A 12383-nucleotide genomic window follows, 5' to 3' on the forward strand; every position below is an offset into this window, starting at 1 on the left:
CCGGGCCGACCGTGGGGCGGCTAGCCTCGTGGCGTGGAGACGAGACGGCGTGCACGGGACCGGTCGAGCGCGGAGGAGCCGGACCGGCTCGAGCCGGTGCGGCTGGAGGCGGCCGTGCCCATCCTGCGGATCTTCTCGGTCGCCAAGGCGGGCGAGTTCTACGTCGACTACCTCGGCTTCGAGGTGGACTGGGAGCACCGCGCCGCGCTCGACGCCCCCCTCTACCTGCAGGTGTCGCGCTCGGGGCTCCGCCTGCACCTCAGCGAGCACCACCGCGACGGCAGTCCTGGCGCCGCCGTGCACGTCGCCCTCCGCGGTGTCCGCGAGCTGCACGCCGAGCTCGACGCGAAGGCGTACCCCTACCTCAACCCGCGGATCACCCGCACGCCGTTCGGCTTCGCGCTCGACGTGATCGATCCGTTCGGCAACCAGCTGCGCTTCGCGGAGCCGGCTCCGGTGCCGCGCCTGCCCTGATCGGTGCGCGTGCGAGTGCTTGTACAACCTGAGCGCCGACTGATCAACCGTTCACCGGCCGTCCATGCACTTCGGAGTCCCATCCTTTAGCGTGGCTCCGATGGCTTCACGGGGGACGATCGAGCGGCCGGTCACGGCCCGGGCAACGGGACGGCAGCGCCGGCCGCGGCTCCGCTTCATGGAGGCCGCACCGCTGGCGACGGGCCTGCTGGGCTCGATCGCGATCCTCCTCGGCTCGCTCGGCGTGGGCTACCTGCCCGCCGGCTCGCCCATCCGCGACTGGCCTCTCGTCGCCTCGATCCGCGCCACGGGCTGGCTCACCGAGTCCAGCGGCGCCCTCGTCGTGGGCGGCGGGATGCTGCTGCTGATCGCGTGGCTCCGCCTGCGCACGGTCGCGCTCGCGGCGGGCCCCGGCTCCGTCCGCACCATCGTGGTGGCGGCCCTCGCCTGGACCGCTCCGCTCCTCGTGACGGTGCCGCTGTTCAGCCACGACATGTTCTCCTACGTGGCGCAGGGGCGCCTGATGACCCAGGGCATCGACCCCTACACCCACGGCGTCGCGACACTCCCCGGCTGGTTCGACCTCGGCGTCGACCCGCTCTGGGCCGACACGCCCACGCCCTACGGGCCCCTCTACCTCCTGATCGAGCGCACCGCGGTGCAGTTCGCGGGCTACGGCGCACCCGAGCTCTCGATCGCGATGCTCCGCGCCGTGTCGGTCGCCGGCGTCGCCGTCATGGCCGTCTACGCGCTCCGCCTGGCGCGCCTGCGCGGCCTCTCGGTCCCGCTCACCGCCTGGACGATCGTCGCCAACCCGCTGACCCTCGTGCTCTTCGTCGTCGCCGGCCACAACGACTCCGTGATGCTGGCGCTCATCCTCGCGTCGCTCTACTACGCCCAGACCGACCGGCGCATCGCCGCCGTCGTGCTGATGGCCGGAGCGATCGCGATCAAGCCGATCGCCGTGATCGCGCTCCCCGTGCTCGCGCTCCTGTGGCTGCGCCACGACGCGACGTGGCGTGAGCGCACCCGCGGCTGGCTCTGGACGGGCGCCGGAGCGCTCGGCCTCGTGGTCGCCGTCGGGCTGCTCGCGGGCGTCGGGGTCGGCTGGGTCGCGGCGATGGTCGTGCCCGGCTCGATCCTGCACTGGTACGCGCCGATGTCGTTCGTCACGGTCTCGGTCTCCCGCGCCGTCGAGTTCACCGGCCACGACCCCGCCGCGGCGATCGCCGTGGTCAAGATCCTCGCGCTCGGGCTCGCCGGCCTGATCGCCGCGCGCCTCATGCTCTCGCGGCGCTCCATCGATCCGCTCGCCCGCCTGTCCGGCGCGCTGCTCGCGTTCGTGACGGCGTCGACCGCCATCCACCCCTGGTACGCCCTCTGGATCCTGCCGATCGCCGCGCTCGCGCGCCCGTGGAGCCGCTCCCACGTGCACCTGGCGGTCTACGCGTCGATCTTCCTCATGTGCGTCACGCTCGCCGAGCCGATCGACGGCGGAGGCGGCACGATGGACCAGATCCCGGCGCGGGTCGCGACGATCGCCGCGATCGCCGTGGTCGGGATGTACGTCCTCCTCGGCTACACGGACGAGGAGCGGGTCGAGGGCCTGCCCCTCGTGCGCGCGCTGCCGTTCGGCTCCGTGATCCTCGCCCGCCTCAGCGGCGGCCGCCTGGTCGACGCCCGGATGGCCGCGACGCGCCTGCGCGACTAGCCGGAGCCGGGGCTCAGGAGTCGGACTCGTCGCTCCGACGGCGAGTGCGGCGGTCGAGCGCGGCCTGCGCTGTCTCGGCGGCCGAGTCCGGGGAGCCGACCGGCCCGGTGTGTGCGGCGAGGGTGCTCGAGAGCGACGACAGCCAGCCGGAGTCGTCGCGGCCGCCGTTCAGCGCATCCGAGAAGAGGGGGAGGTCGCTGCGGGTGGCATGGATCGCGTAGGACTCGCGGGAGAACCCGTTGTCGGGGACGACGGGCGTCCTGCGGGACGCGCGCGTGGCGTCCGGGGCCTGCTCCTGTCGCGAGGCGTCCGACGCCTGCTCCTGGGGGGCCTGCTCCTGGGCGGCCTGCTCCCGGCGGGCGTCGCGCTCGTCGCGCGGGGTGCTGCTGTCGTGGTCCACGGCGGTCCTCCTGCTCTCCGCCCCGAGCGGAGGGACGGGCGCCGCGATGACGGGGCGGCGCCCGGTCAGGCTACCCCTCGTTCAGGGTGTGGCGTCGTCGGCGGCCCCTGATCGTGGCGCGGGGCGCCAGACGACCAGCTCGGTCCGGCGCTGCGCGCGCGTGCCGTGGCGCAGAGTGACCACGTCCCCCTCGAGTCCGGCGGCGAACACGCGGCGGCCCGGCCGGTTCAGGAGCTCGTCGGCGAGGGCCGACTCCAGCTCGCGCACCCGCTGCGAGAGCGACTGCACCTGGTTCTCGAGCTGCAGGATGCGCGCGATGCCCTCGAGAGAGACGCCCTCGGAGGAGAGCCGGGCGACCTCGCGCAGCTGCACCACGTCGCGCATCGAGTAGCGGCGCGACTTGCCCGCGGTGCGGGTCGGGCTCACGAGCCCGAGCCGGTCGTACTGCCGGAGCGTCTGCGGGTGCATCCCCGCCAGCTCGGCGGCGACGGCGATCGCGAAGACGGGCGTGTTCTCGTCCATGTCTCCTCCTCCGACCGGTCGCGCCGATCCGGTGCTAGTAGCGGGCCTTCTCCAGGATGTCCTCGCGCGGGTCCTCGTCCGGCTCGGCGGCGGCGTAGGCCTCGAGGGCCTCACGGGCGGCGGCGGACAGGTGGCTCGGGACGGCGACCTGCAGGACCGCGAGCAGGTCGCCCGTGCCCTTGGGAGTCGTGACGCCGCGGCCCTTGACGCGCAGGACGCGGCCGCTCGGGGTGCCTGCGGCGACCCGGAGCTTGACGGGCTCGCCGCCGAGGGTCGGCACCTCGATCGTCGCGCCGAAGACGGCCTCGACGAAGGTCACGGGAACCGTCACGCGCAGGTTCAGCCCGTCGCGCTCGAACACCGGATGCTTGCGCACCGAGACGGTGAGCACCAGATCGCCGGGATCGCCGCCGTCCGGGCTGGGGCGGCCCTTGCCGCGGACGCGGATCTTCTGGTCGTCGGCCACGCCGGCCGGGATGCGCACCGAGAGGGTGCGCCCGTCGCCGGTCTGCAGCTGGACGGTGTCGCCCCGGGTCGCGGTGCGGAAGTCGATGGTGGTGCTGGCGGTGACGTCGGCGCCCTTCTGCGGGCCGCCGAAGCCGCGGTAGCCGCCGGTGGGCTGGCCGAAGCGGCTGCCTCCGCCGCCGAACATGCCGCCGAGGATGTCCTCGAAGCCGGGCGGCGGGCCCTGCTGGGTGCTGTAGGAGGTGCGCCCGCCCTGGCCGAACATGCCGCCGAAGACGTCGTCGAACCCTCCGGGCTGGCCGCCCGCGGTGAAGCGCGCTCCGCCGCCCATGGCGCGGATCTGGTCGTACTCCTTGCGCTGCTCGGCGTCCGAGAGCACGGTGTACGCCTCGCTGATCTCCTTGAAGCGCGCCTCGGCCTTCGCGTCCCCCGGGTTGGAGTCGGGGTGGAACTGGCGGGCGAGCTTGCGGTAGGTCTTCTTCAGATCCGCGGCGGAGACGTCCTTGGACACGCCGAGGACCTTGTAGAAGTCCTTGTCGAACCAATCCTGGCTGGCCATGTGCCTCTTCCTGTGTCGAATGCGGCGAGGGACCCCGCCCCGGTCCGGCAGCGTGCTGCCGAGCGGGGCGGGGTCCTCCGCGGTGGTGGTGCCGGTGGCGGGGTCAGTCGGCGGGGACTGCCACGACCACCTTGGCGGCCCGCAGCAGCGAGCCTCCGAGGTAGTAGCCCGCCTCGACGACGTCCGCGACCGTGGAGGTCTCGGCGCCGGGGGTGGGCTGCTGGAAGATCGCCTCGTGGATGTTCGGGTCGAACAGGTCGCCCACGGCGCCGGTCTTCACCAGGCCGAGCTTCTCCACTCCGCCGCGCAGCTTCTGCGCGATGGCCGTGAAGGGCCCGCCCTCGGCGAGGTCGCCGTGCTTCTCGGCGCGGTCGAGGTCGTCGAGCACGGGGAGGATGACCTTCACCGCGTCGCCGATCGCCCGCTCCTTGTCGACCTGGCGGTTGGCCTCGGTGCGCTTGCGGTAGTTCGCGTACTCCGCGGTCACCCGCTGGAGATCGGCGAGGTGCTCGGCCGCGAGCGTCTCGGCGCTGGACTGTCCCGAGAGGAACGAGAGGTCGGCGTCCGAGAGGCTGGTCTCGACGTCGGGCCCCTCGGCCTCGATGAGGCCCTCCTGGTCCTGGGCGTCCTGCGCCGCCTCGGCTCCCGCCTCGCCGCCGGTGGCCGGCTGCTCCTCGGGGAGGTCCTGGGGCTCGTTCTCGGCTGCCATGGCTACTTCGTGTCCTTCGGCTCGTCCTCGTCGATGACCTCGGCGTCGACGATGTCCTCGTCGTCCTTCTTGTCACCGTCGGCCGGAGCGTCCGCGGGGGCGCTCTGCGCGGCCTGGTCCTGGGAGTAGATCGCCTGGCCGATCTTGGTCTGCGAGGCGTTGAGGGCGTCGAACGCGGTCTTGACGGCCGCGTCGTCGTCGCCGGCGAGCGCGGTCTTCAGCGCGTCGACGTCTCCCTGCACCTCGGACTTGACGTCCTCGGGCAGCTTGTCCTCGTTGTCCTTGATCAGCTTGTCGATCGAGTACGCCAGGGTCTCGGCGTTGTTGCGGATCTCGGCGGCCTCGCGGCGGGCCTTGTCCTCGGCGGCGTGCTCCTCGGCCTCGCGGACCATGCGGTCGATGTCGTCCTTGGGCAGCGAGGAGCCGCCCGTGATCGTCATCGACTGCTCCTTGCCGGTGCCCTTGTCCTTCGCGGACACGTGGACGATGCCGTTGGCGTCGATGTCGAAGGTGACCTCGACCTGCGGGATGCCGCGCGGGGCCGGCGCGATGCCGGTCAGCTCGAACGTGCCCAGGTTCTTGTTGTCGCGGGTGAACTCGCGCTCGCCCTGGAAGACCTGGATCGCGACGGACGGCTGGTTGTCGTCGGCCGTGGTGAAGGTCTCGGACCTCTTGGTCGGGATCGCGGTGTTGCGCTCGATGAGCTTGGTCATGATCCCGCCCTTGGTCTCGATGCCCAGCGAGAGCGGGGTCACGTCGATCAGGAGGACGTCCTTGCGCTCGCCCTTGAGGACGCCGGCCTGCAGCGCGGCGCCGACGGCGACGACCTCGTCCGGGTTGACGCCCTTGTTGGGCTCCTTGCCGCCGGTGAGCTTCTTGACGAGCTCGGCCACGGCCGGCATGCGGGTCGAGCCGCCGACGAGGACCACGTGAGCGATGTCCTCGACCTTGACGCCCGCCTCGGCGATGACGTCGGTGAAGGGCTTGCGGGTGCGCTCGATCAGGTCGCTGGTGAGCTCCTCGAACTTGGCGCGGGTGAGCGTCTCGTCGAGGTTCGCCGGGCCGTTCTCGGTGAGCGAGAGGTAGGGCAGCTGGATGCTGGTCGAGGTGCTCGAGGAGAGCTCCTTCTTCGCCTGCTCCGCGGCCTCCTTGAGGCGCTGGCGAGCGATCTTGTCCTTCGAGACGTCGACGCCGGTCGAGTCCTTGAAGCGCTTGACCAGGTGGTCGACGACGCGCTGGTCCCAGTCGTCGCCGCCGAGGCGGTTGTCGCCCGAGGTCGCGCGGACCTGGATGGTCGAGAAGTCGTCGTCCTTGCCCACCTCGAGGAGGGAGACGTCGAACGTTCCGCCGCCGAGGTCGAAGACGAGGATGAGCTCGTCCTCCTTGCCCTTGTCGAGGCCGTAGGCCAGCGCGGCCGCGGTGGGCTCGTTGATGATGCGCAGGACGTTGAGGCCGGCGATCTCGCCGGCGTCCTTGGTCGCCTGGCGCTCGGCGTCGTTGAAGTAGGCCGGGACGGTGATGACCGCGTCGGTCACCTTGTCGCCCAGGTACTGCTCCGCGTCGCGCTTGAGCTTGCCCAGGATGCGGGCCGAGATCTCCTGCGGGGTGTACTTCTTGTCCTCGACGCCGAAGGTCCAGTCGGTGCCCATGTGGCGCTTGACCGACGCGATGGTGCGGTCGACGTTGGTGACGGCCTGGCGCTTCGCGGTCTCGCCGACGAGCACCTCCCCGTCCTTGGTGAACGCCACGACGGACGGCGTGGTGCGGAAGCCCTCGGCGTTGGCGATGACGGTGGGCTCGCCTCCCTCGAGGACGGCCACGACAGAGTTGGTGGTTCCCAGGTCGATGCCTACGGCACGGGACATATGCGTTGTTCTCCTTCGCGATCGGCGTCGCGCGGGCGGCTGCCGGTCAGTTGACGGGTGGTGCGGAATCCTCTGCGGGAGTTGAGCCCCGCACGCTCAAGTTTACGCATCCGTCGTCTCGCGTCAAGTCCGGAGGCGAGAAGTTGAGTCGCATCGGCTCAACTCTCAGACTCGCGGGTCCCGCGGCTTCCGGCCGTTCACCTCCTCCCCCTACGGTGGGCCCATGACGACGCGCACCGGCCGCTGGCCCGTCCTCGCCTGGGGCCTGTGGGACTGGGGCGGCTCGGCCTTCAACGCGGTGGTGACCACCTTCGTCTTCACCGTCTACCTGACCACCGACGGGCTCTTCGGCACTTCGAGCGGAGTCTCGGCCGCGCTCGGCTGGTCCCTCGCCGCCGCCGGCGTGATCGTCGCCGTCATCGCGCCGATCACCGGCCGCCGGGCCGACCTCGGCGGGCGCCGCCGGCTCTGGCTGGGGATCCACTCCGCCGTCGTCGTCCTCTGCATCCTGCTGATGTTCCTCGTGCGCCCCGACCCGGCCCTCCTCTGGCTGGGACTCGGACTGCTCGCGGTCGGCACGGTCTTCTTCGAGTTCGCGAGCGTCAACTACAACGCGATGCTCCTCCAGGTCTCGACCCGGGCGACCATCGGCCGCGTCTCCGGCTTCGGGTGGGGCATGGGCTACGTCGGCGGGATCGTCCTGCTGCTGATCGTGTACTTCGGCTTCATCTCGCCCGAGGTCGGGCTCTTCGGAGTGACGGGGGACGACGGCCTCGACGTGCGCGTCTCGATCCTGGTCGCCGGCGTGTGGTTCGCCGTCTTCGCCCTGCCTGTGCTGGTCGCGGTGCCGGAGACGCCGGCGCGCGCGAGCCGGGCGGAGCGCGTCGGGGTGATCGCCTCCTACCGCGCGCTCTTCGCGCAGGTCGCCGGCCTCTGGCGCGAGAGCCGCAGCACCGTGGCCTTCCTCATCGCCAGCGCGGTGTTCCGCGACGGGCTCACCGGGGTCTTCACCTTCGGCGGCGTGCTGGCGCAGGGCACCTTCGGCTTCGACGCCGGCGAGGTGATCCTCTTCGCCATCGCCGCGAACGTCGTGGCCGGAGTGGCGACCATCTCGGTCGGCGCGCTCGACGACCGCATCGGCCCCAAGGCCGTGATCGTCGCCTCGCTCATCGGCCTGGTCGTCTGCGGCACCGCCGTCTTCGTCCTGCACGACGGGGGGAGCACGGTGTTCTGGATCTTCGGCCTGCTGCTGTGCCTGTTCGTCGGCCCGGCGCAGTCGGCGAGCCGCAGCTACCTGGCCCGCCTCATCCCGGAGGGACGCGAGGGCGAGATCTTCGGCCTCTACGCGACCACCGGGCGGGCGGCCTCGTTCCTCGCGCCCGCCGCCTTCGCAGCCGCCGTCTCGATCGCCGCGGCCGTCTCGGGCAGCGGCGAGGCGAACGTGCAGTACTGGGGCATCCTCGGGCTCGTCCTCGTCCTCGCCGTGGGGCTGGTGCTGCTCCTGCCGGTGCGCCGCCCGCCGGCCACCGCCCCCGTCGTGCCGGAGCCGCGGCTCGCGCCGCCCGCCCGCCGGGACTGACGGGGCGGGGCCCGCGGAGACGCGGGCGAGGACCTCCCGCGCCGGCGGCCGCGGATCAGACCGTGGCGATCCAGAACACGATCAGCAGGAGCGTGACGAGGAAGCCGGTCAGGAAGTTCAGCGCGAGGAATCGCTTCCAGCCCGCGTTCGCCCGCTCCGCCTCGGCGTCCTCGAGCGACCGGTACGGCCAGATGCTCACCGCGTACGGCACCGCGAGGATCGCCGCGAGGGTCCCCGGCCAGGGCAGCAGGAGCAGGAGCAGGCCGCTCGCGACGTAGGCGGCGATGGCGAAGCGCGTGGTCGCCTTCGCTCCGATCACGGTCGCGATCGAGCCGATGCCGCCCGCGCGGTCGGCCAGGATGTCCTGCACCGCGCCGAAGGCGTGGCTCGCGATCCCCCAGAGGAAGAACGCCACGAGCAGCGCCACCAGAGGTCCGGTGACCACGGTGCCCGCGAGGGCGATCCCGAAGACGGCCGGGCTGACGAAGTGGGTCGCCGAGGTCAGCGAGTCGACGAACGGACGCTCCTTGAAGCGGAGCCCCGGCGCACTGTAGGCGATCACCGCGAAGACGCTGATCGCGAGGACCAGCCACGAGACCGGGGATCCGAGCAGCACGAGCGCCACCAGGAACGGCACGTTCGTGGCCACCGCCGCGATCAGCGTCGCGCGGTGCTCGCTCCGGTCGAGCACGGCGCCCTCGACGCCGCCCTTGCGGGGGTTCCGCAGGTCGGACTCGTAGTCGAAGACGTCGTTGATCCCGTACATCGCGAGGTTGTAGGGGATGAGGAAGTAGATCGTGCCGAGCACGAAGGCGAGGTCGATCTCGCGGGTGGTCAGCAGGTACGCCGCCGCGAACGGGTAGGCGGTGTTGACCCAGCTCAGCGGGCGGCTCGAGACGAACAGCGCGCGCAGCCGGTTCACGGCTCGCTCCGACGACGCGAGGGCAGGAGCACCCAGAGCGCCGGGAGGGCGAGGGCCGCGGCGATCGCGTAGGCGAAGTCCTCGATCGGAGCGACACCGATCCGGATGCCCGAGATCAGGTCGTCGTCGTAGGCGACCAGCAGGCCCACTCCGATCATGATGTTGTCGAACACGGCGGTCATCACCAGCAGCACGGCGAGGGTGCCGAGGACGGCGGGCAGGCGCAGGACGCGTCGGCGCAGCGCGAGCAGCAGCAGCACCAGCACCACCGCGAGGAACACGGCGTTGAGGAGGAGGTAGGTCACGCGCGCGCCTCCGCCCGCCGGGCGACCCGCTGCGAGAGGAAGCCGTGCACGTCCATCGTCAGGTAGCAGAGCAGGGTGAGGAAGAGGACCTCCTCGACCGGGAGCTCCGGCGCGATCTGCAGGCCGGTCATGTAGGAGGTCTCTCCGCGGAAGAAGACGCCCAGGCCGATCCCCACGAGGTCCCAGACCAGGAAGAACGCGACTCCCACGGGCAGCACGATCGCCGCGCGTCGCGCGTCCGCCCAGAAGAACAGCCGGAAGCGGCGGTCGAGCACGATCATCCCGGTGATCGAGACGAGGAGCGCGAGCAGGTAGAGGATCCCCACGCCTACTCCCCCACGGCGACGGGCGCGACCGGAGCGGACGGCGCCTCCCGCACGGGCAGCGGCTCGGTCGACACGTCGCCGCGCACGCGCTTGAGCATGACCTCGGCGCTGATGATGCACATCGGCAGGCCGATGCCGGGGATCGTGGAGCTGCCGGCGAAGAGCAGTCCGTCGACGTGCCTGCTGACGTTCCCGGCCCGGAAGAAGGCGCTCTGCGAGAGGACGTGGGCCGGTCCGAGCATCGAGCCGCGCCAGGCGCCGAGGTCGCTCTCGAAGTCGGCCGGGCCGATGGTGCGGCGGACGACGATCCGCTCGGCCAGGTCGGTCGCGCCGGTCCAGGACGCGATCTGCGCGATGGCCTGGTCGGCGATGGCCTCGACGCGCGCGTCGCCCGCGCCGTCGACTCCGCCGTGGCCGATCGAGGTGTCGGCCGGGATCGGCACGAGCACGAACAGGTTCTCGTGCCCCTCCGGAGCCGTGCTCGCGTCGGTCGCGCTCGGGCGGCAGACGTAGATCGACGCGGGATCGGGGACGGTCGGGTGCTCGCCGAAGATCTTGTCGAAGTTGTCGCGCCAGTCCTCCGTGAAGAGCAGGGTGTGGTGCTCGAGCTCGGGCAGCTCCCCGCGCACGCCCAGGAGGACGAGGACGGCGCTCGGGCCGGGCTCGCGCTTCTCCCAGTAGGCGGGCGGGTAGGTCCGCAGCTCCTCGGGGAGGAGCGACTGCTCGGTGGTGAAGAGGTCGGAGGCGTTGACGACCAGGTCGGCGGGGATCCGCTCCGTGCCGTCGGGGCCCGTGAACTCGACTCCGACGACCTCGGCGCCGCGGCGTCGGCCGCGGGGCGAGCGGGCGGTGAGGATCCGCGTCGCGGGCGAGGACGTGCGGACGGTGACGCCGGCCTCCTCGGCGACGTCGGCGACCGCCTCGATCAGCTTCGTGAATCCGCCCATCGGATAGAGCACGCCGTCGGCGAGGTCGAGGTGGCTCATCAGGTGGTACATGCTCGGCGCGGCGAACGGCGAGGAGCCGAGGAAGACGGCCGGGTAGCCGAGGATCTGGCGCAGCCGGTTGTCGGTGACCGCCGTCGCCGCGAACGTGTCGAGCGGAGTGAGCAGCAGGCGGCCGAGCCTCCCGGTCCGGCTGAGCACGTCGCGGCGCAGCAGCGGGAGGAAGGACGAGAAGCTCGTGTAGAGGAAGCGGCGCTTGGCCATCTCGTAGGTGTCGCGCGCGGAGTCGAGGTACGCGCGCATCCGCTCGCCCGCTCCGGGCTCGATGCTCTCGAAGAGCGCGAGGTTCGACTCGAGGTCGGCGAGCACGTCGATCGGCTCGTCGACGCCCTCGCTGTAGACCCGGTAGCCGGGGTCGAGCGTGACGAGGTCGAGGCGCTCCTCGGCGCTGGTGCCCATGAGGCGGAAGAAGTGGTCGAACACCTCGGGCATCAGGTACCAGGAGGGACCGGTGTCGAAGCGGAAGCCCTCGTGCTCCCACGAGCCGGCGCGGCCGCCGACGGCCTCGCGCGCCTCCAGGAGGGTCACGTCGTAGCCGTCGCGCGCGAGCAGCGCGGCGGAGGCGAGTCCGCCGATCCCCCCGCCGATGACGACGGCGCGGTGCGGGCCGGTCCTCGAGCGGGTCGCGCGGACGGGGCCGGGGCCCAGGCGCGGGCCGAGCGTCGACACGGCCGCCTTGGCCGCGAGCGCCGCCTTGGCGGCCGTGGGCACGCTGACGCGGGCGCGGAGGAGCTCCTCGGCGGGCGTCGCGCGGATCCGGTCGGCCAGGGCGGCGAAGAGGGAGTGGGCGAGCAGGACCGCGCGCCGGCTCGAGCGAGGGAGCTCGGGCACGATGGCGGCGGCCTCGGCGAGGTCGTCGTCGAGGTCGGCGAGCAGCGAGGCCTTGTCGCGCTCGGAGAACGCCCGCGGGTCGACTCCGGGGAAGTAGCTGCGGCCGAGGCCGTCGACGTCGGCGGCGAGATCGCGGAGGAAGTTGACCTTCTGGAACGCGGCGCCCAGGCGGCGCGCTCCGGCCACGAGCCGCGCGCGGGCGGCCTCGGAGACGAGCCCCGCGTCCGGCGCCGCGAGGAACACGTGCAGGCACATCAGCCCGACGACCTCGGCGGAGCCGTAGACGTAGGCCTCGAAGGACTCGGGGGTGTGCTCGGTCTCGCGGAGGTCGGCGCGCATCGACGCGAAGAACGGCCGGGTGAGCTCGGTGCCGAATCCGGTCGCCCGCGCGGTCCGAGCGAAGGCGTGGATCACGAGGTTGGAGCTGTAGCCGGAGGCGAGCGCGCGCTCGGTCTCGGCCTCGAAGGCGTCGAGGGACTCCTCCACCGCGGCCCGATCGAGACGGGCCTCCTCGGCGACGCCGTCGACGATCTCGTCGGCGACGCGCACGAGGGCGTAGACGTCCTCCACCCGCTCGCGGACGCCCGGAGCGAGCAGGCGCGTGGCCAGCCCGAAGGAGGTGGAGTAGCGGCGGATCACCTGCGCGGACGACTCGTGCGCGACGCGGTCGTACAGTTCGCTCTGGCGGCTCATCGTGCCACCGTACGGGGG

General features: G+C 72.1%; 12 protein-coding genes. 3 read left to right on the forward strand and 9 right to left on the reverse strand.

The window, feature by feature from the left end:
• Positions 1–33 precede the first annotated feature (33 nt).
• A complete protein-coding gene (locus C5C25_RS04845; RefSeq protein ID WP_208543318.1) occupies positions 34–474 on the forward strand; it encodes a glyoxalase superfamily protein in 441 nt (146 codons plus the stop codon).
• A 100-nt stretch (positions 475–574) separates the two neighbouring features.
• Positions 575–2185, forward strand: a complete 1611-nt coding sequence (gene mptB, locus C5C25_RS04850) for a polyprenol phosphomannose-dependent alpha 1,6 mannosyltransferase MptB (RefSeq protein WP_146076887.1) — start codon at positions 575–577, stop codon at positions 2183–2185.
• Between the two features lie 13 nt (positions 2186–2198).
• On the opposite strand, the gene C5C25_RS04855 is transcribed toward mptB, so the two are convergent.
• The 5 genes from C5C25_RS04855 to dnaK all read right to left on the reverse strand — a co-directional run bounded on the left by C5C25_RS04855 (position 2199) and on the right by dnaK (position 6705).
• Complete coding sequence (locus C5C25_RS04855) at positions 2199–2585, reverse strand: hypothetical protein (RefSeq protein ID WP_104249908.1); 387 nt, start codon at positions 2583–2585, stop codon at positions 2199–2201.
• An 81-nt stretch (positions 2586–2666) separates the two neighbouring features.
• Positions 2667–3107, reverse strand: coding sequence for a heat shock protein transcriptional repressor HspR (locus C5C25_RS04860; protein ID WP_104226135.1), 441 nt, complete (start codon positions 3105–3107; stop codon positions 2667–2669).
• 34 nt (positions 3108–3141) lie between these two features.
• A complete protein-coding gene (locus tag C5C25_RS04865) occupies positions 3142–4131 on the reverse strand; it encodes a DnaJ C-terminal domain-containing protein (RefSeq protein ID WP_104249909.1) in 990 nt (329 codons plus the stop codon).
• 103 nt (positions 4132–4234) lie between these two features.
• Positions 4235–4840, reverse strand: coding sequence for a nucleotide exchange factor GrpE (locus C5C25_RS04870; RefSeq protein WP_104222889.1), 606 nt, complete (start codon positions 4838–4840; stop codon positions 4235–4237).
• A 2-nt stretch (positions 4841–4842) separates the two neighbouring features.
• On the reverse strand, positions 4843–6705 hold the full coding sequence (dnaK, locus tag C5C25_RS04875; RefSeq protein ID WP_104222890.1) for a molecular chaperone DnaK: 1863 nt from the start codon (positions 6703–6705) through the stop codon (positions 4843–4845).
• A gap of 223 nt (positions 6706–6928) precedes the next feature.
• Here dnaK and C5C25_RS04880 point away from each other — a divergent pair, with 223 nt between their 5' ends.
• Positions 6929–8284, forward strand: a complete 1356-nt coding sequence (locus C5C25_RS04880) for an MFS transporter (RefSeq protein ID WP_104249910.1) — start codon at positions 6929–6931, stop codon at positions 8282–8284.
• Between the two features lie 55 nt (positions 8285–8339).
• Here the strand turns inward: C5C25_RS04880 and C5C25_RS04885 are convergent, their stop codons facing one another.
• From C5C25_RS04885 to crtI, 4 genes are read right to left on the reverse strand one after another with little or no spacing between them, the layout of a single operon-like run.
• Positions 8340–9206 carry a prenyltransferase gene (locus tag C5C25_RS04885; protein WP_104249911.1) on the reverse strand — a complete coding sequence of 289 codons (867 nt, stop codon included), beginning with the start codon at positions 9204–9206 and terminating at the stop codon, positions 8340–8342.
• A complete protein-coding gene (locus C5C25_RS04890) occupies positions 9203–9511 on the reverse strand; it encodes a lycopene cyclase domain-containing protein (protein WP_104222893.1) in 309 nt (102 codons plus the stop codon). Before C5C25_RS04890 ends, C5C25_RS04885 begins: the two co-directional genes overlap by 4 nt.
• A complete protein-coding gene (locus C5C25_RS04895; RefSeq protein WP_104222894.1) occupies positions 9508–9837 on the reverse strand; it encodes a lycopene cyclase domain-containing protein in 330 nt (109 codons plus the stop codon). The genes C5C25_RS04890 and C5C25_RS04895 overlap by 4 nt, the downstream gene beginning before the upstream one ends.
• Before the next feature lie 2 nt (positions 9838–9839).
• Positions 9840–12365, reverse strand: a complete 2526-nt coding sequence (gene crtI, locus C5C25_RS04900) for a phytoene desaturase family protein (protein ID WP_104249912.1) — start codon at positions 12363–12365, stop codon at positions 9840–9842.
• Positions 12366–12383: the final 18 nt, after the last annotated feature.

Source organism: Rathayibacter sp. AY2B9 (assembly GCF_002931595.1).
GTDB lineage: Bacteria > Actinomycetota > Actinomycetes > Actinomycetales > Microbacteriaceae > Rathayibacter.

Bases quoted from the DNA above. Each gene is read 5' to 3' on its own strand.
- mptB (WP_146076887.1), top strand. From the start codon at position 575: ATGGCTTCACGGGGGACGATCGAGCGGCCGGTCACGGCCCGGGCAACG.
- C5C25_RS04860 (WP_104226135.1), bottom strand. From the start codon at position 3,107: ATGGACGAGAACACGCCCGTCTTCGCGATCGCCGTCGCCGCCGAGCTG.
- C5C25_RS04865 (WP_104249909.1), bottom strand. From the start codon at position 4,131: ATGGCCAGCCAGGATTGGTTCGACAAGGACTTCTACAAGGTCCTCGGC.
- C5C25_RS04870 (WP_104222889.1), bottom strand. From the start codon at position 4,840: ATGGCAGCCGAGAACGAGCCCCAGGACCTCCCCGAGGAGCAGCCGGCC.
- dnaK (WP_104222890.1), bottom strand. From the start codon at position 6,705: ATGTCCCGTGCCGTAGGCATCGACCTGGGAACCACCAACTCTGTCGTG.
- C5C25_RS04880 (WP_104249910.1), top strand. From the start codon at position 6,929: ATGACGACGCGCACCGGCCGCTGGCCCGTCCTCGCCTGGGGCCTGTGG.
- crtI (WP_104249912.1), bottom strand. From the start codon at position 12,365: ATGAGCCGCCAGAGCGAACTGTACGACCGCGTCGCGCACGAGTCGTCC.